Annotated in this window: 16 protein-coding genes; 10 read left to right on the top strand and 6 right to left on the bottom strand. The window is 39.3% G+C overall.

Annotation, left to right across the window (positions count from 1 at the left end; all coding sequences use genetic code 11):
- Positions 1-206: 206 nt before the first annotated feature.
- Both NI469_RS13800 and NI469_RS13795 read right to left on the bottom strand, forming a co-directional pair.
- Complete coding sequence (locus NI469_RS13800) at positions 207-1,265, bottom strand: 2,3-butanediol dehydrogenase (RefSeq protein ID WP_004281883.1); 1,059 nt, start codon at positions 1,263-1,265, stop codon at positions 207-209.
- A 267-nt stretch (positions 1,266-1,532) separates the two neighbouring features.
- Entirely contained in the window at positions 1,533-3,152 is a 1,620-nt protein-coding gene (locus tag NI469_RS13795) for an oleate hydratase (RefSeq protein WP_004726755.1), read from the bottom strand.
- A 603-nt stretch (positions 3,153-3,755) separates the two neighbouring features.
- Here NI469_RS13795 and NI469_RS13790 point away from each other — a divergent pair.
- Positions 3,756-4,460, top strand: a complete 705-nt coding sequence (locus NI469_RS13790; protein WP_001067784.1) for an IS6-like element IS1006 family transposase — start codon at positions 3,756-3,758, stop codon at positions 4,458-4,460.
- A gap of 189 nt (positions 4,461-4,649) precedes the next feature.
- Here NI469_RS13790 and NI469_RS13785 read toward each other — a convergent pair whose 3' ends face one another.
- Positions 4,650-5,531 (bottom strand): copper resistance D family protein, encoded by an 882-nt coding sequence (locus NI469_RS13785; protein WP_005220177.1) that lies wholly within the window; start codon positions 5,529-5,531, stop codon positions 4,650-4,652.
- A gap of 64 nt (positions 5,532-5,595) precedes the next feature.
- Positions 5,596-5,976, bottom strand: a complete 381-nt coding sequence (locus NI469_RS13780) for a copper resistance CopC family protein (protein ID WP_004681441.1) — start codon at positions 5,974-5,976, stop codon at positions 5,596-5,598.
- 351 nt (positions 5,977-6,327) lie between these two features.
- Here NI469_RS13780 and NI469_RS13775 point away from each other — a divergent pair, with 351 nt between their 5' ends.
- The 6 genes from NI469_RS13775 to NI469_RS13750 all read left to right on the top strand — a co-directional run bounded on the left by NI469_RS13775 (position 6,328) and on the right by NI469_RS13750 (position 12,218).
- Entirely contained in the window at positions 6,328-6,570 is a 243-nt protein-coding gene (locus tag NI469_RS13775; protein WP_004281876.1) for a DUF2789 family protein, read from the top strand.
- 603 nt (positions 6,571-7,173) lie between these two features.
- Complete coding sequence (locus NI469_RS13770; RefSeq protein ID WP_253175527.1) at positions 7,174-7,605, top strand: hypothetical protein; 432 nt, start codon at positions 7,174-7,176, stop codon at positions 7,603-7,605.
- A 26-nt stretch (positions 7,606-7,631) separates the two neighbouring features.
- Positions 7,632-7,880 (top strand): DUF2933 domain-containing protein, encoded by a 249-nt coding sequence (locus tag NI469_RS13765; RefSeq protein ID WP_004695740.1) that lies wholly within the window; start codon positions 7,632-7,634, stop codon positions 7,878-7,880.
- Between the two features lie 20 nt (positions 7,881-7,900).
- Positions 7,901-8,551 (top strand): methyltransferase family protein, encoded by a 651-nt coding sequence (locus NI469_RS13760; RefSeq protein WP_004281871.1) that lies wholly within the window; start codon positions 7,901-7,903, stop codon positions 8,549-8,551.
- A gap of 11 nt (positions 8,552-8,562) precedes the next feature.
- On the top strand, positions 8,563-10,938 hold the full coding sequence (locus NI469_RS13755) for a heavy metal translocating P-type ATPase (protein ID WP_180039038.1): 2,376 nt from the start codon (positions 8,563-8,565) through the stop codon (positions 10,936-10,938).
- On the top strand, positions 10,935-12,218 hold the full coding sequence (locus NI469_RS13750; protein ID WP_180039039.1) for an MgtC/SapB family protein: 1,284 nt from the start codon (positions 10,935-10,937) through the stop codon (positions 12,216-12,218). Before NI469_RS13755 ends, NI469_RS13750 begins: the two co-directional genes overlap by 4 nt.
- 38 nt (positions 12,219-12,256) lie before the next feature.
- Here NI469_RS13750 and NI469_RS13745 read toward each other — a convergent pair whose 3' ends face one another.
- Together NI469_RS13745 and NI469_RS13740 are read right to left on the bottom strand one after the other, a co-directional pair.
- Positions 12,257-13,657, bottom strand: a complete 1,401-nt coding sequence (locus NI469_RS13745; RefSeq protein ID WP_004281867.1) for a heavy metal sensor histidine kinase — start codon at positions 13,655-13,657, stop codon at positions 12,257-12,259.
- Complete coding sequence (locus tag NI469_RS13740) at positions 13,650-14,330, bottom strand: heavy metal response regulator transcription factor (protein ID WP_004663993.1); 681 nt, start codon at positions 14,328-14,330, stop codon at positions 13,650-13,652. Before NI469_RS13740 ends, NI469_RS13745 begins: the two co-directional genes overlap by 8 nt.
- A gap of 148 nt (positions 14,331-14,478) precedes the next feature.
- Here NI469_RS13740 and NI469_RS13735 point away from each other — a divergent pair, with 148 nt between their 5' ends.
- From NI469_RS13735 to NI469_RS13725, 3 genes are all read left to right on the top strand, one after another.
- A complete protein-coding gene (locus NI469_RS13735; protein ID WP_005006338.1) occupies positions 14,479-14,775 on the top strand; it encodes a hypothetical protein in 297 nt (98 codons plus the stop codon).
- A gap of 89 nt (positions 14,776-14,864) precedes the next feature.
- Positions 14,865-16,688 (top strand): copper resistance system multicopper oxidase, encoded by a 1,824-nt coding sequence (locus tag NI469_RS13730; RefSeq protein WP_253175525.1) that lies wholly within the window; start codon positions 14,865-14,867, stop codon positions 16,686-16,688.
- Complete coding sequence (locus NI469_RS13725) at positions 16,675-17,595, top strand: copper resistance protein B (RefSeq protein WP_180039041.1); 921 nt, start codon at positions 16,675-16,677, stop codon at positions 17,593-17,595. Before NI469_RS13730 ends, NI469_RS13725 begins: the two co-directional genes overlap by 14 nt.
- Positions 17,596-17,712 lie beyond the last annotated feature (117 nt).

Genomic DNA, 17,712 nt, shown 5'->3' with positions numbered 1-17,712 from the left:
TGAAAATGCCGACCATGGAAAGGATTCATATGCTGCACCTTTAGCTAAAACAGTCTTCAGCTTACCATTCGTGGTTATTTGCAACAGTGCCAATTTGAGAATGAATCTGTACGTACAGACTCATTCCCTATCTATAAAGATATTAGAAATAGCTACATAGAGTTTATTTCTAGTTTATTCAAATTAGTCGTTCAAATTAGGCGTTACTACGGATGAACAATAATTTTTACAGCAGACTCATTATTATGAATCAATGTTTCAAAGCCTTTAGAAACAAGATCATCTAATGCAATCCGTTGGGTAATAAAAGGTTCTAGATTAATCTTACCTTGCTCAACCAAACGGATAGTTTCCTGATGATCATTTACATAAGCAATCGTGCCACGAATATCTAGCTCTTTCATCACCACACTATGCACATTAATTGTGGCAGGATGGCTCCAAATAGAAACGATAACGACTACACCAGTTGGTTTCATTGCTGCAACGAGTGTATCCATGACTTTATTGACACTACTACATTCAAAAGCGACATCTACACCGCGGTCTTCTGTAATTTTCATTACCTCAGCAACTACATCAACCTTAGATGGGTCTAGTACATAATCGGCAACACCCGCTTCTATCGCTTTTTCTTTACGTTTTGCACTCAGTTCAGTAATGATGACCGTGAGACCTTTAGCCTTTAAAATAGCAGATAAAAGTAAGCCTATTGGGCCTGCTCCACCAACCAGTGCGATATCGCCAGCTTTTGCGCCACTTCTGACATAGGCATGATGACCGACAGATAAAGGTTCTATCAATGCTGCTTGGTCTAAAGGAATATCATTTGAAATAGGATGTACCCAACGCCGCTGAACTGCAATTTTTTCAGAAAGACCACCACCGCGTCCGCCTAAACCAATAAAGTTCATATTTTTTGATAAATGATACTTATCATTGGGGCCAGTCGGCACATCGTCAGCAATGATGTAGGGTTCAACTACGACATGTTGCCCAATTTGGATATCATCTACACCCTCTCCAACTGCATAAACCACGCCTGAAAATTCATGTCCCATTGTTACAGGTGCAGATTCTCCCGAAATTGGGTGTGGGTGACCACAAGGTGGAATAAAAATAGGACCTTCCATGAATTCATGTAAATCTGTACCGCAAATACCACACCACGCAACTTGAATTCCAACTGTGCCTGGAAGTACTTTCGGTTCAGGGATATCTTCAATTCGAATATCCCCTCGGTCATAAAAACGAGCTGCTTTCATTTTATATTCCTTATATTGATGTTAACGGTAAACCAGTGCGTACACGGCCTCAACTTTCAATAAAGTATAAAAGGTGTTTGTGTAGGCAATACCCTTACTTTTGATAAGCCAAAAGAAAGCAAAAGCCTTTGTTACCCATACATAACATCCCTATTATGATGGATAACGTGTGGCATCCCTGCCACACTCGTGTATCCAAACGTTGCTTAAATTAAACTATGTAATAGTGGCGACATAAAGGTGCTCTTATCGCTATATATTAAAAACTTAGTGGAACACTGTTTCTAAAGCTTTTAAACCCACTTTGGGATCAAGTAGACCGTTGTAAATTTCAGGGATTTCACGTTCCACCCCAAAAAATTCATAAATGGCAAGCATCGCCCCACGAACTGAATATTCCACAGTAAAGACCACGTCATCTTCAATTTCCACAAACTGTCCAAGGAAAGCAAAGTTTTGTGAGCCTTGTGGAATTACCTGTGGACGATCCCCCGGTTTACGGCAGGCGAATAGGGCAGAGGCGTATGGCATCATGGCGGTAGTAACATCAGTCGTTGCCAAAACATGATCTAAAATGTCGTCAAAACCGAGCTGTTTAATCAGTTCTGTTAGGATTTCTTGCCCCGTGGCTTCGGACATTGGTTTTTTGATGTAATCGCCTATATGGTCAATTTGGAAACCGTAGCCCCATAAGGTATATAAACCTTCAGGTAAGTCGGCAAAGTGTGGCTGTGCAGGAACCACGATGGATAAATGCCAACCCGACTCATACCAAGTCATGAGTGCGCCTGTGCCTGGTTCATTGCCTGTATAGTCAATAATACGTTTAAGTAGCACGTCATCTTTCATGGTCAGAGTGAAAGACTCCCACTTATGTTCATCGACATTGCCATAAAAAGTCATTGGACGGCCAAAGTCTGGGGCTTTTTGTGCCAGCGTTTCCCAAAGCGTCCAGCCATGATCTTCTCGATGACGAATAAGGGCAGGCACGTCATGATTACCGCCATAACGTGAGTCTGCTGTAATAGAGCCTAAAGTGAAAATAGCTAAATCATTGGCTTTCAGATTAATTTGCTCTGAGCCTTCAGGCAATTGTACATATAGGCGTGAAGCGTAGCGTTCTTGAGTTTCAGCATTGGTAATGAAGTCTGCATCTGTGACATAGTGTCCAAAACGCACATCGACGCCTTGTGCGACTAACCAACGCTGTAGGGGCAGAATCATCGAGTCATATTGGTTGTACTTGGTACGTTTCACACCCGCTAAGGTATGAATGCGTGGCAATTCTTGAATAAAACGCAAGAAATAGCGTCTTAACTCTGCTGCACTGTGCCATTTTTGAAAAGCGAAAGTCGTGCGCCACATGCGCCAGAAATTGGTTTCAAAAAAGGTTTCATCAAAAAACTCATCAATGCGGCGACTGCCAATTTTTTCTTCTTTTGAAGCTAATAGGCGCAGCATCTGTGCACGATGTAGCGTATTCAGACCAAGCTTTGCTGCATCCGCAATGACATGTTCGGCATCAATCAACCGTGCATTGGCGTGGGTTTTCACTTTTTCATTAAACTCACGACATTCTTCACGCACCGAAATGTCTGGATTTTCCAAAGATGGAATACTGGAAAATAAGTCCCATAGGCACAAATAAGTTTCATCGGTCAGCATTCGCCCACCACGTGTTACCCAAGCTTGCGCGGCATGCGGTGTATGTCCACCATCCATCGAACCACCTGAAATATCGAGTTCTTCTAAAATATGGATATTTTTGGCAGGGACTTTGGCATCACGGATTGCAAATGCAGCAGCAGCCATACCTGCGATACCACCACCAATAATCCAAAGATGGGACTGTTGTGCGTCTAATGGGGTGCGCTTCTTCTTTTGCATGGTTCACCTTTAATAATGATGTTAAAAACTATGAAGTATAAAATGTGATTTAGAAAAACCTTAAAAATAGTATGACTTTTTATATATGAAAAATGTATGAAATGGGAAGCAATTTACTCATTATATTTTGTAATCAAAAAAATGTAAGTAATGGTTATTTTTAATACACATTTGTATTTTTTTAAAATAAAATATGATTTAAGTAATTGATTTTATTATTTTATAGAGTAATCACTCTATTTTGATCATATTTGTTTGTGTCTGAAGAATGTGTTTGAAACTAGGCTTTCTATTGATCATTAAAAGATATAATTGAATAATAGATCTCTTTCATAAATCAAAAAACGAGCACCTTTTTGATTGATATTTGTACTCTAATTTTCTTAGCATTCGTGCATAATCTGCGGATGAAATACATTGATTCAAAGAAGCTTTCTGAAACACAGTTTAAGCGATATACAGGCATCTCATGGTCAACCTTTTATTTAAATGGTTGAGCAATTGCAGAAGCATGTTCCAGCTAAAGGCAGACCACCCAAGTGGCACTGTTGCAAATAACCACGAATGGTAAGTTGAAGACTGTTTTAGCTAAAGGTGCAGCATATGAATCCTTTCCATGGTCGGCATTTTCAGGGCGAAATCATTCTTTGGGCTGTGCGCTGGTATTGTAAATATGGCATTAGCTATCGTGAACTGCAGGAAATGCTGGCCGAACGGGGTGTGAATGTTGATCACACGACTATTTACCGTTGGGTTCAACGTTATGCTCCTGAAATAGAAAAACGTTTACGCTGGTATTGGCGTAATCCTACAGATCTGAGCTCGTGGCATATTGATGAAACCTATGTAAAAGTGAATGGACGATGGTCTTATCTGTATCGTGCAGTCGATCAACGTGGCGATACCATTGATTTTTATCTTTCTTCTAGACGTAATACCAAATCAGCATATTGTTTTCTTGGAAAAATTTTAAATAATGTGAAGAAGTGGCAAATTCCACAAGTGATCAACACGGATAAAGCACCCACATATGGACGTGCTTTATCACGGTTAAAACGGGAAGGTAAATGTCCACCAGACCTTGAGCACAGGCAGATTAAGTATAAAAATAACGTGATTGAATGTGATCATGGCAAGCTAAAGCGGATCATCAGGGCCACATTAGGATTCAAATCTATGAAGACGGCTTATGCCACAATTAAAGGTATTGAAGTCATGCGTGCACTACGTAAAGGACAAGCATCGTCATTTTATTATGGTCAGCCTCAGGGTGAAGTGTGTCTAATCAACAGGGTTTTCGGTCTCTAAGTACTTTTTAAAGGGAACATCATCGACTCAAATCTCTATTTGCAACAGTGCCATGTATAATGCCTCATGATGCGATTTTACTGTTCTGATTGTCGTAAGTTGACAGTCCAGTAGAAACTTTATTGCTCAGCTACAAAAGATAAATGCAGTAATGTTAAATTTCCTCAATTCCCTTATTTTGAAATTCTCTTATTCAATACCCACGACAGTGGTTATATAGCCTGTTGTTAATAGAATTGATAGACCTAATAACATCTCAAATAAAATGGCATGACTAAGGTGTTTAGCGAATTTAGGATGTTGAAGACGCGGGGTGAAATACCATTTGTTGAAGGCAGCTAAAAGTAGAATACTTATAACAAAAAACATTTTAACCATGAAACCATAGCCATATGCAGTATTGATTAAGGTATTAAAATCTTTAATTAAAAGAAGAGCTACACTAGCGCCACAGGCGATTAATATCCCAACAATGAAAGCAGCAATACGTCCAAATACATGCATGCGATCTTTTAAAGGTAAACCACTTATTTCCCGGCTGGTTTTCCATAACGGATATAAAGACCCCATCCATAACGACATAACTAGAATATGGATTGATAATAAAATTTGAGCAAGTAAGGTTAAATTAGCGACATGTCCGAGCTGGGAAAAACTAAAAATAATCGGGATAAGTAAAATACAAAATATTGAACTTTCAATTATAGAAAACTGACCTTTGTTCCTGTTAACTTTAACCACCATGAGAAGAAGTAAAAGAGCAAAACTAATAGAACGAAGAACGTATATATACCCCGTCGGAGTATTAACCAATATATTAATATACGTGGGGTCCACCATCCCTGTAATACCAGTATTGGCAAAACTACCAATCAGAATAAAAAATCCCAAGGTACTGGAAATTAGGCCTAATCCAGCGCCAATTGTAATATATTTAAGAATCGATTCTTTTAGTTCAAGATATTGTCTAAGTAAAAAATAGCAAAAGGCTCCACCAACGACAAAAGCTACACTTAAATATAAAATAACCTTAGTTAACCAAGTGGCCCACATCCAATATTCAGAAATCATTATTTTTGTCCATTCTAGAACAACATGCCAGCACCTCACTGACATGTTGAAAGGTAATCAATTCTTATTTAGTTGATTTGATAGTGAAACTATATTCACCATTCATGTTGTGACCATCTTTCCCCATTGTTGTCCAGACAACGGTATATTTACCTTTTTTCAGTTTCGGAAGAGCGACATCAAAGGATTTCTTTAAGTCATGAGTAACTTTATATTTTAAAGGAACATCTCTTCGCTGAGCATCCAGTAACTTAATATTCATCAACATAACCTCTGCACCAAAGTTAAGGGTCAAGTTCTTTGGTTGACTAAGGATAGATGCATTTTCCGCAGGAATCGCACTCACTAAACTCACATGAGCGAACGTAGTTGTAGTAGCCACAATCATCGTTGCAGCTACTACAACATTACGTAGAGCAGTCATTTTATTTTGAAATAATTTCATTTACGTTTCCTCTTGATTCGTTAGTTCATTAGAGATGACTTTATAAAATCTATATTTAATGAGACCACATCATCTCCTCTTATATTTCAATTATTAGTGAGAGACAGAAACAGAGCGATGACTTCAAAATTACATTTTTGTCATTTTTAAAATTTAAAATCTTTAACTATTAAAATAATCTTATTGAAAAATAATGATCATTTAACAAACAAATTATGTAGGTGGTTGATTTATGAAATGTAGTAATCATTTTGTCTAAGAAAATAGTAGCTATTTAATTTTTTATATTTTAGTTTAAATATAAACATGTTATGTTTAATTTGATCTAATATAAATTTGTGGGCTAAGCACATGACTCAAACACGTCCAAGAATGACCAAATTATTTGAACAGCTTGGTTTAGCTTCTACTGAAGAAGCAATTGCAAAATTCATAGAGAGCCATCAGCTAGCTGGAGATGTTTTTTTAACACAAGCAATTTTTTGGACTGATGCTCAACGTCATTTTTTAGAAGAAAAACTACACTCTGATGGTGAATGGACGACAGTGATTGATCAATTAAATGAGTCTTTACATGAAAATTCAGTAAAATAATTTTCCGTTAGTATTAAGGATCTACATTCTTCCCTGCATTGAATACAACTCATTCATACAGTAGTACTGTTTTGGAGATGGAATCTCTATTATATAAGTAGTAGATTCCTTACTCTGAAATTTGGATTATAAACCCTAATATTAAAAATAATCTTCTTTACCTTCTATCTAATAAATATACCAATAAGTTTAATAATTAAATTATCCACCCTTTTTTCTATAAAAAACTATTTTGATCAACTGTATTTTTTCTTTAAAGGAATAACAGTGTAAATTACATTAAGAATGTGTCTCTAACTAGCCTTGGAGTCATCTAATCATTTCATTTTTATTTTTTTAAGCACATAAAATCATAACAACTTTAATAGTTTTAAAAGATTAATATTAAATAAAATTTTTGTCATCTCAGCATAGACTATATATTTCGAGAAGATCTCAAAATTACATTTTTGTCATTTTTAAAAATAATTAATTAATAGTGCTAAAATTTTTAAGAGAGACAGAGAATAACCAAAAATTTCATCAGTTTAGTAGTCAAATTCCTAGACTCTGTTCAGTACTAAAACATAGCTTTTACTTCCAAATTATTTAAAGGAAAAAATTATGATGAAATTCAAAAACATTTTTTTGGGCTTATGTATCGCAGCCGCGTCATTGAATACATTTGCACAGCAATCCGATGAACACAAAGATCACCACCCTGAAAAAACAGCACCATCTGCAGTAACAATTAAGCAAACAGTTACCAGCACCACTGCTACAGATAAAATGGCTGCAATGGATCAATACATGAAGGCGATGCAAGCCATGCATGAGAAGATGATGGCTGCAAAAACCCCACAAGAACGTCAGAAACTTATGGCTGAGCACATGAAACTCATGCAAGGAGGTATGAGTATGATGAAACAGATGGGCAGCCAAAGCATGAATGCAAATATGGCTAACCGTCAGCAGATGATGGAAAAACGTATGGACATGATGCAATCCATGATGCAGATGATGATGGACTGTATGCCTCCGTCAGCAACTAAATAGTTACCCATGAATTAGGGGAAAGCACCATGAATCACCAACACCAAGAAAATAATTCAGTACCTAACTTTTGGTCTACACGTTATGCCATTGGTCTAATCGTGCTGGGTGGTATCGCAGCTTATTTTCTATTAACGGAACATTTAGCCCACGTTATCGGTGCTTTGCCTTATTTATTCCTTTTAGCGTGTCCACTGATGCATATTTTTATGCATGGTGGTCATGGGCATAACCACTCGCAGCAAAAAAAATCCGATATATCTGATAACAAAAAATAGCTCTTATCAGGAGATCCATCATGAATCATGCGGAATCGGCTTATGGTTTATGGACGCTGGTTATCATTAACTCAGCAGTTTTTATCATGTTCGCTTTCAGTTTTTTTAGACCTTCCACTGCGCGCGATTGGCGTACATTTGGGGCCTTTTCGGCTTTTATCATTGCTCTATTTGTCGAAATGTATGGTTTTCCTTTAACCATTTACCTGTTATCTGGTTGGCTTCAAACTCGCTTCCCTCAACTTGACTTACTTTCTCATAATGCAGGTCACTTGTGGTCAACGCTATTAGGTGAAAAAGGTGATCCACATTTTGGCATTTTGCATATCGCCAGTTACGTTTTCTTGGGCTATGGATTTTACCTGTTATCAACGTCATGGCACGTGCTGTACAACGCGCAACGTCAGCATTCTTTAGCGATCACAGGCCCTTATGCACGTATACGTCACCCACAATACGTGGCTTTTGTGATGATCTTGCTGGGTTTTTTATTGCAATGGCCAACTTTACTGACACTGATAATGTTTCCAATCCTACTCTTAATGTACAGCCGCTTGGCAATTAAGGAAGAGGCTGAAATGAGTAAACAGTTTGGCGCTGTCTATGACAGCTATGCTCAACAGACTCCGAGATTTATTCCAAAATTCGGCCATAAAACCACTTTACCATAAGAGAATTATTTATGTCAGATCAAAAAAATCATAACCAGGACCATATGGCACAGGCTACAACAGACGTACTGAAAGACCCAGTCTGTGGTATGACCGTCACTGAAGAATCGAAATACCATGAGGAATTTAAGGGGAAAACTTACTTTTTTTGCAGTGATAAATGTCAATCAAAGTTTCATAGCAGCCCGGTGCAATATATCGCTAAACCCGCAACGACGACTGCCGATGCACATACACAGCATCATCAGACTGTTCAACACGTTAATGCGGCAAGCACAACAGGTACGACCATCTATACATGCCCAATGCATCCAGAAATCAGGCAAGATCATCCTGGAAACTGTCCTAAATGCGGAATGACACTGGAGCCACTCATTCCTGAATTAGATGAAGATGAGAATCCGGAGTTACGTGATTTCCGCCGACGCTTCTGGTGGACACTGCCATTGACCATCATCGTGACTTTTTTGGCGATGTTTGGTCATCAAATGAACCTGTTCAATATGGCTGTTCAGAGCTGGATTGAACTGGTGTTGTCACTCCCAATTGTACTTTGGGCAGGTTGGCCATTTTTTTCCCGGGGTTGGCAATCGGTTGTGAATCGCAGCCCGAACATGTGGACGCTGATTGGTTTGGGCACTGGAGCTGCATTTATTTATAGTGTGGTCGCAACCATTGCACCGCAAATCTTCCCAGACTCATTTATTTCCATGGGTCGTGTCGCTGTTTACTTTGAAGCTTCAGCGGTCATCATTTCATTGACCCTACTGGGACAAATATTGGAGTTAAAAGCACGTTCGCAAACTTCTGCTGCAATTAAGTCACTCCTTGGGCTCGCTCCTAAAACAGCTCGCCGAATCCTGCCTGATGGAACTGAAGAAGATGTTCCTCTAACGCATGTCCATGTAGGAGATTTACTCAGAATTCGCCCAGGTGAAAAAGTGCCTGTGGATGGTGTAATCACTGAAGGAAGTAGTTCAGTGGATGAATCGATGCTGACAGGTGAACCTTTACCGATCACTAAACGCATCGGTGATAAAGTCATTGGTGCTACCCTGAATACCAATGGTTCCCTAATCATGCGTTCAGAGAAAATTGGTTCAAGTACCATGTTATCCCAGATCGTACAGATGGTGGCGCAAGCTCAACGATCGAGAGCACCAATGCAACGCATGGCTGATCAGGTTGCAGGTTGGTTTGTCATGGCTGTAGTAGCCATTGCCTTGCTTACCTTCTTTGGATGGGGACTGTTCGGCCCAGAAGAGTCGAGCTGGGTTTATGCATTAATCAATGCTGTGGCAGTACTCATTATTGCCTGTCCTTGTGCACTAGGCTTGGCAACTCCAATGTCTATCATGGTTGCAACGGGTCAAGGTGCTACTCATGGTGTGTTGTTCCGCGATGCAGCAGCCATTGAGAATCTACGCAAGATTGACACACTAATTATCGATAAAACAGGTACGTTAACTGAAGGACGCCCTGTATTCGATCGTGTGGTTGCCGCATCAGGTTTCGATGAATCTGAAGTATTACGTTTAGCCGCCAGTCTTGATCAAGGCAGTGAACACCCGCTAGCCGAAGCGATTGTAAACGCAGCACACGAACGTGGCCTGCCTCTTGAAACACCAGATAATTTTGAATCGGGCTCAGGGATTGGTGTTCGAGGTCAAGTGGGCGATCGTCAGTTAGCTTTGGGCAACACAGCACTGATGGAGCAATTGGGTATCTCGGTACAATCTCTGATTCCGCAAGCCGAAGAGCTGCGTTCGGAAGGTGCAAGTGTAATGCATCTAGCCATCAATGGTGAATTGGCCGGCCTGCTTGCAGTATCCGATCCCATCAAAAAAAGTACCCCTGAAGCACTTGCCACCCTGAAGGAAGCGGGTCTACGTATCGTGATGGCAACAGGAGATGGTCTCACCACTGCCCGTTCAGTCGCATCACGTCTGGGTATTGATGAGGTACATGGTGAAGTTAAACCCGCAGATAAACTCGAACTTGTCAGCAAATTGCAGAAGCAAGGTCGCATCGTGGCAATGGCCGGCGATGGAATCAATGATGCACCAGCACTAGCCAAGGCTGATGTCGGTATCGCTATGGGGACCGGAACTGATGTCGCAATGAATAGTGCTCAAGTTACCTTGGTCAAGGGAGATTTACGCGGTATCGCGGTTGCCCGTTCACTTTCGGAAGCTACTGTTGGCAACATGAAACAGAACCTCATGTTTGCTTTCCTTTATAATGCCTTGGGTATCCCAATAGCAGCTGGCGTACTCTACCCATTTACCGGTTGGTTGTTGTCACCCATGATTGCGGCCTTGGCTATGAGTTTGAGTTCAGCTTCAGTCATCACCAATGCCCTTCGCCTGCGACATAAAAAGCTATGATAGAGAGTCTTTTTCTTCCACCAGATGTATCAGGCCTGATTGCAGCACTTGCCATCGGCCTGCTCATTGGTTTAGAACGAGGATGGAATGATCGTGAACTGCCAGAAGGCAGCCGAGTAGCAGGCCTACGTACCTTCACATTGACAGGATTACTCGGAGGAGTGCTCGGTCATTTACAGCCAAACTTTGGGCCTTGGCCACTAGTCGCAGCCGTATTAGGGCTTTCCCTTTTACTTACGGTATCCTACGCGCGTACCGCAAAACTTTCCGGTAATCTAAGCGCTACCACGACGATCGCGATGCTGTTGACATTAGTTCTAGGTGCATATGCATCCCATGGTAATGTTACTTTAGCATTAACAGCGGCTGTCATCGTGGCTGTATTTTTGGATCTCAAGCCAACCTTACATGGTTGGTTACGCTTGATCGAACATCGTGAATTAACCGCATCCCTGCAGTTACTGGTACTTTCTGTCGTTATATTACCTTACTTACCCAATACGGGTATGGGACCTTTTGCTGCATTAAATCCTTACCAGTTATGGTGGGCAGTGATCCTGATTGCCGGACTCTCTCTGGCAGGTCATTTTGCCATGCGGCTTACCGGTTCAGAAAGAGGCATATTCTGGACAGGTCTATTGGGTGGTTTGGCATCTTCTACAGCTGCAACTGTCGCACTGGCACGCTATACACGCCAGCACCCCGTCATGGTCAGTGCTGCTATTTCTGGAACATTGGCTGCCTGTGGCATCATGTTTTTTCGTATGGTTGTGCTGATAGGCGTCATTGAGCCAGCATTGCTAAGCACTTTTGGTGGTGCAATGATGATTGCGGGAATCCTTCTGCTGGGTATGGCATTGTGGAGACAACGCCAAATTACCAGCGCTGAAAACAACGATCGAACAATAGAAGCAATGGCTCCTTTTGATCTTGGGACAGCATTCAGCTTCGCTGCTTTCCTGGCTGTCATGGCAGTCTTGGTCCCGGCAGCAAAACAATGGTTGGGCACCAGCGGCATCTTCGTATTATCGACTATTTCTGGGCTAGCAGACGTAGATGCTATTTTAGTCTCACTTGCCCGCCTGCATAGTACTGAAGGCTTAACAACAAATGTGGCTGCTGTCGCGCTAGGGCTGGCCACACTGAGCAACATGTTAAGCAAAGCGACAATTGCATGGATGACAGGGGGGGCACAGTTTGGCCGAGCTATCATATTTGGCTACACAATTGCCATGATAGGTGCTGGCGTAGCTCTGGCTCTCAGTTTGAGCTTTATGTAAGGTCAACTCGGGTAAATAGAAGATGTTCAAAAAATGAGTTAAAATGATTCCCCTTGCATGGATTCACTTTGAAAAACAATGGTAAAAATGATTCGACCATTGAGGGATTCAGCCTGGATGGTCGCCCCAAGCATATCAAGAATAGATTTTGTTATGGCAAGCCCTAAGCCGGTTCCTTCTTCTGTTCTTTGTCTAGACGCATCTGTTCGATAAAAACGATCAAATAATCTGGATAGTTGTTCAGGAGAGAGTTCAGGGCCTTCATTTTCAATTGAAAATATTGTGTTATCTAAATTCTGTTGAAGTTTTATCTGTATTGTAGAATTCTTGTTTCCATATTTAACTGCATTAGACAATAGGTTGCTGAGTGCGCGACGTAACATAGCAGGATCACCTTTTACATTGCCAGATCCTGTTTGTTGAAGTGTCATATTTTTTTCGGCAGCTAGAGCGTCATAGAAATCAAATAAAGCGGTAACTTCTTTAATGAGGTCAATATTCTGTAAGTTCTGTAAATTTAAGCCATGTTCTGCTTTTGCCAAGAAAAGCATATCGGACACCATTCGAGCCAAACGTTCAAATTCTTCTAAATTAGAAAATAGTATTTCTTGATAAGTACCAATATCTCGGTTACGGGCGAGACATACTTGAGTTTGGGTCATTAAATTATTAATCGGTGTTCTAATTTCATGTGCTAAATCAGATGAAAAATCGGAAAGTTTTTCTAAAGCTGACTCTAGTCTGTCCAGCATAGCATTGAAGGCGATTGCCAATGATTTTAGTTCGGTTGGTGTATGCTCAACTTCTAAACGTTCTGAAAGATGTTGAGCAGAAATTCCTTCTGCGACCTTAGCCATTTTTTGCACTGGTCTTAAACCTCTCCAGGTTGCAAACCAACCTAAAAACATTAAACAAATTGTACCAGCCAAACCAATATACAAAAGTTGACGCTTAAAATCTTTTAGAAAATGTAGATGTTCTGATGTATCGATCCCAACAATAATTCGTACAGATTGTATTTCAGAATTTCTATTTATACCTGTAGTGTAGATCATGCCACGATAGGTCTTATTTTGAACTTGCCATTTAATCCATGAATTATTTGCTGACTTGATTAAATTTTGAGTATTAATGATTGAGGATGCTGAACTAAATAAAACTTTACCTGTCGGTCGTTCTATTTGGACCATAAGATCATGGTGTCCAACTAACGCATCTCTTAAATAAAGATTAAGTTCTGGAGAATTTTTAGGATGCTGTTGGAGAAGATTCTGAATAAGCTGGATTTTACCTTCTAATTGGGTACGGTCTTGAGTTTCAAAATGATGCATTACTAATTTATTTATGAACAAACCCATAATAATTAGAATGAAAATAGTAGATAATGAGAAAATGATACCGATCCGGAAACTGATCGCTCTGAATAAATTATTATTCATCCTCTACCTCTAGTACATACCCCATTCCTCGAATATTCTGAATTAATTTGGGAGTAAAGTTACTGTCAACTTTACTTCTTAATCGTTTAATAGCGACTTCAACGACATTCGTATCACTATCAAAGTTCATATCCCAAATTTGAGATGCAATAAGTGCTCTTGGTAGAATTTCACCTCTTCTACGCATAAAAAGCTCCATAAGCGCAAATTCTTTAGCCGTCAGATCAATGCGTTGACCTGCTCGTGTTACCCGACGTTTTCTCAAATCAAGTTCTAAATCAGCAATCTTAATAATATTATTATCTTCTCTTTGTTGCCCTCGTCTAAGGAGCGTTTTTATTCGAGCTAGAAGCTCTGCAAAAGCAAAAGGCTTTACTAAATAATCATCAGCGCCTAACTCTAAACCTTTTACTCGATCTTCGATTTGATCTCGGGCGGTAAGAAAAAGAATGGGCATTGTTTTACCGCTGCTACGAATATCATTGATAATATTCCAACCATTTAGTCCAGGTAACATCACGTCTAAAATAATTAAGTCATACTCTTCAGAAAGAGCTTGATGTTTACCCGTTAACCCATCTGTAACCCAGTCCGTAATATAGCCAGCTTCGGATAAACCTTGCTTGAGATAATCACCAGTTTTTTGTTCATCTTCAACTAATAGTATTCTCATTTCCGAATCCTAAGTCATTCATTAAAACTATAATAACGTTATAAAACATCTGATCGAGATAGATTACAAAAATGTCATTTTCAAGTCACTTAGATGTTCAGTGCTTCACTTTATTGTAGTAGCAAGAAATTAACTTTTAGAGAAACTTATGAAAACTGTAGTGCGTCGTAGTCTAACAATTTTAATGTGTGCTGGAACTTTAATTGCTGGTACTCAATCTTGGGCAAAAGATGTATCAACCTCAAGTGCCACTAAAACGGTAAAAGCACAGGAACCTTGTACAAAACCTTGTAAAATGGAAAAAGATGACAAGACTCAGCAAGATCATAGTCAACATCAGTCTCCTAACTCATCTGACATGTCAAAAATGGATCATTCTATGATGAATATGGACCATTCTAAAATGGATCATTCAAAGATGAATATGCCTGGTAGCAATAAATAATTTTATAAATAGCGAGAAAGAAGTATTAAAGTTTATACTAAATATTTGCTTTATTACTTCAATCTTGACCTTTCTAAAGGTGAGATAGAATGTCAAAAAAGTTAAGTCATATACTCTTAATTGGAGTTGGTTTATTTTCATCAACTTGGGTAATGGCGGCAGTTAAAGAATATGATTTAACAATCGCTGAACAAACTGTAAATATCACAGGAAAACCGCTAAAGAGAATTACCGTTAATGGTAAATTCGTTGCACCACTTCTTGAATTTGAAGAAGGTGATGAGGCCGTTATCCGTGTTCACAATAAGTTAAAAAATCAGGACTCTTCAATCCATTGGCATGGCTTATTATTACCTGGAATTATGGATGGTGTACCTGGATTTAACAAATTTAATGGCATTGCCCCTAATAAAACTTATGAATATAAGTTTAAAGTCCGCCAAAATGGTACTTATTGGTATCATTCACATAGTAAAGGACAAGAACAAGACGGTTTATATGGTGCTTTTGTTATTTATCCTAAAGATAAAACTCCACTAACAGCTGCTGAAAAAACCGATAAAGATTACGTTGTTTTGCTTTCTGATTTTCATAATTCAACAAGTGATCAAATTATGAAAAATCTTAAAAAAGAAGCGGATTACTATCAGAACCGTCGCGAAACAGTATTCGATGTATTAAAACAAGTTAAACGTGATGGATTAAAGGCAACTTGGCAAGACCGCTCTATGTGGAATCAGATGCGGATGTTGAAAACAGATATGTCCGATGTGACTGGTTATACATTTTTAATGAATGGCAAAACACCTCAGCAAAACTGGACCGGTAACTTCAAAGCTGGTGAAAAAGTTCGCCTTCGTTTTATTAATGCTTCCGCTATGTCATTCTTTGATGTACGCATTCCAAACCTAAAAATGACTGTAGTCAGTGCTGATGGTCAACCTGTAAAGCCCGTTCCTGTAGATGAGTTCCGTATTGGTACTGCTGAAACCTATGATGTCATTGTGGAACCAAAACAAGCACATTACCAAATTGAAGCTGAATCTATTGATCGTACCGGTTTTTCAGTGGGAACATTACATGAAGAAAGCAGCCCAGCAGTCAAACAAATTGAGATGCCTAAATCTCGCCCTCGTGCTTTATTAACTATGGAAGATATGGGGATGAGCCATGACATGTCATCTATGAAAGATATGAATCACGATATGTCTTCTATGAAAGGTATGGATCATGATATGTCTTCTATGAAAGGCATGAATCACGATATGTCTTCTATGAAAGGTATGGATCATGATATGTCTTCTATGAAAGGTATGGATCATGATATGCCGATGAATAGCGCTACTGTTAAGGCGGCTTCAGACAAGAATGATAATACCGTATTTGGATGGGCAAATGCTTCAACACCTGAAGGTAATAAAGCATTGCAATATAGTGATTTGCAATCGTTAGATCCTCAAAAAGACACTCGTGCAGCTGAACGTGAAATAGAGATCCGTCTTGGTGGAAACATGGAGCGTTATATTTGGACAATAAATGGTAAAAAATTTAATGAAGCCGACCCACTAGTGGTGAAGTATGGTGAACGTATTCGCTTAAAATTTGTCAATGACAGTATGATGGCTCACCCAATGCACTTACATGGCATGTTTATGCAGCTTGAGAATGGTCAGGATCCAAGCAATATGCCAAACAAACATACGGTAATTGTTCCACCTGGGAAAACGATAACCACTCTACTCACAGCTGATGAGTTAGGTGAGTGGGCTATTCATTGTCACCTGCTTTACCATATGAGTGCAGGAATGATGAATAAACTCATTGTAGCTCAAGTGGAAGATGGTAATTCTACAAAGACTGTTCCTCAGTCCCAAGTAAATGAGAAGGGAGTAAATCCACATGCACATCACTAATAATTTGTTTTCAAAAACAACTTTGATGATTGCGCTATTTGGATTATCAAATCTAACGTTCGCTAAAAATGAAACTCCTGTACAAGACAGTAATATTACAAAAAATATGAAAATTCTTTTACAGGAATCTGGAGGATTAAAGTATTCCCTTCAAGAGCGTTATCCAGAATATTATTCAATGGAAAATGCAAATGGGGGAGATAATATTATTTTGACTGCAAGAAAGAGATCAGACGGATCTCACGATGATCATCTTAAAGAACATGGCGGACAAATTTATCAAGTAACAAGACTTGAAAATGCATGGATGGTTGATGAAGACGGTAAGGGCAACCTAGGAACAAAGCTTGAAACTTTGATTGGAACAGATGAAAATCGTCTATTTATTGAAGCCAATTCGGAAAAGTCAGAAAGTAATGATCCAAAATATGCTGTATCAGCACTTTATAGCCGTAACGTAGCCCCATTTTGGGATATACAAGCTGGTGTAAGATATAGCGAAGATAAAAATAGCAGCAACAGTGATCGAGTTGATGGTGTTATTGGTGTATTAGGATTAGCTCCTTATTTCTTTGAAACACAAGCATATCTTTATGGCGGTGAGAATAATTTTTGGGGAGCAAGTTTTGAATTAGAACGTGATTTGCTTTTAACTCAGAAACTTATTACTCAACCTTATATCGAAGCAGATGTAATATTTAGCGATGATTCTAACTATGCTGCAAAATCAGGTTTATCAGAACTTAAAACTGGTATCAAAACCCGATATGAGATTACTAAGCGAATTAAACCTTTCATTGATGTTGCTTACCAATATGAAAAAGGACAGAAAGCCACTTCTATGCAAGAGGCAACAGAGTCTGAAAAGGGATGGAAATATGGTGCAGGTATCGAATTAGTTTTTTAAAATAATATGACTTGGAATCATGAATGGGCACTGTTGCAAATAGAGATTTGAGTCGATGAAGTTCCTTTTTAAAAGTGCTTAGAGACCGAAAACCCTGTTGATTAGACACACTTCACC

It is taken from the genome of Acinetobacter lwoffii, from assembly GCF_024129735.1.
Taxonomy (GTDB): domain Bacteria; phylum Pseudomonadota; class Gammaproteobacteria; order Pseudomonadales; family Moraxellaceae; genus Acinetobacter; species Acinetobacter lwoffii_H.
The sequence above is the reverse complement of the archived record's forward strand: the minus strand, read 5'-3'. Positions and strand labels throughout refer to the sequence as shown.

Coding starts and splice junctions, on each gene's coding strand:
- NI469_RS13800 (WP_004281883.1), bottom strand. CDS start 1,265: ATGAAAGCAGCTCGTTTTTATGACCGAGGGGATATTCGAATTGAAGAT.
- NI469_RS13795 (WP_004726755.1), bottom strand. CDS start 3,152: ATGCAAAAGAAGAAGCGCACCCCATTAGACGCACAACAGTCCCATCTT.
- NI469_RS13790 (WP_001067784.1), top strand. CDS start 3,756: ATGAATCCTTTCCATGGTCGGCATTTTCAGGGCGAAATCATTCTTTGG.
- NI469_RS13785 (WP_005220177.1), bottom strand. CDS start 5,531: ATGATTTCTGAATATTGGATGTGGGCCACTTGGTTAACTAAGGTTATT.
- NI469_RS13780 (WP_004681441.1), bottom strand. CDS start 5,976: ATGAAATTATTTCAAAATAAAATGACTGCTCTACGTAATGTTGTAGTA.
- NI469_RS13775 (WP_004281876.1), top strand. CDS start 6,328: ATGACTCAAACACGTCCAAGAATGACCAAATTATTTGAACAGCTTGGT.
- NI469_RS13770 (WP_253175527.1), top strand. CDS start 7,174: ATGATGAAATTCAAAAACATTTTTTTGGGCTTATGTATCGCAGCCGCG.
- NI469_RS13765 (WP_004695740.1), top strand. CDS start 7,632: ATGAATCACCAACACCAAGAAAATAATTCAGTACCTAACTTTTGGTCT.
- NI469_RS13760 (WP_004281871.1), top strand. CDS start 7,901: ATGAATCATGCGGAATCGGCTTATGGTTTATGGACGCTGGTTATCATT.
- NI469_RS13755 (WP_180039038.1), top strand. CDS start 8,563: ATGTCAGATCAAAAAAATCATAACCAGGACCATATGGCACAGGCTACA.
- NI469_RS13750 (WP_180039039.1), top strand. CDS start 10,935: ATGATAGAGAGTCTTTTTCTTCCACCAGATGTATCAGGCCTGATTGCA.
- NI469_RS13745 (WP_004281867.1), bottom strand. CDS start 13,657: ATGAATAATAATTTATTCAGAGCGATCAGTTTCCGGATCGGTATCATT.
- NI469_RS13740 (WP_004663993.1), bottom strand. CDS start 14,330: ATGAGAATACTATTAGTTGAAGATGAACAAAAAACTGGTGATTATCTC.
- NI469_RS13735 (WP_005006338.1), top strand. CDS start 14,479: ATGAAAACTGTAGTGCGTCGTAGTCTAACAATTTTAATGTGTGCTGGA.
- NI469_RS13730 (WP_253175525.1), top strand. CDS start 14,865: ATGTCAAAAAAGTTAAGTCATATACTCTTAATTGGAGTTGGTTTATTT.
- NI469_RS13725 (WP_180039041.1), top strand. CDS start 16,675: ATGCACATCACTAATAATTTGTTTTCAAAAACAACTTTGATGATTGCG.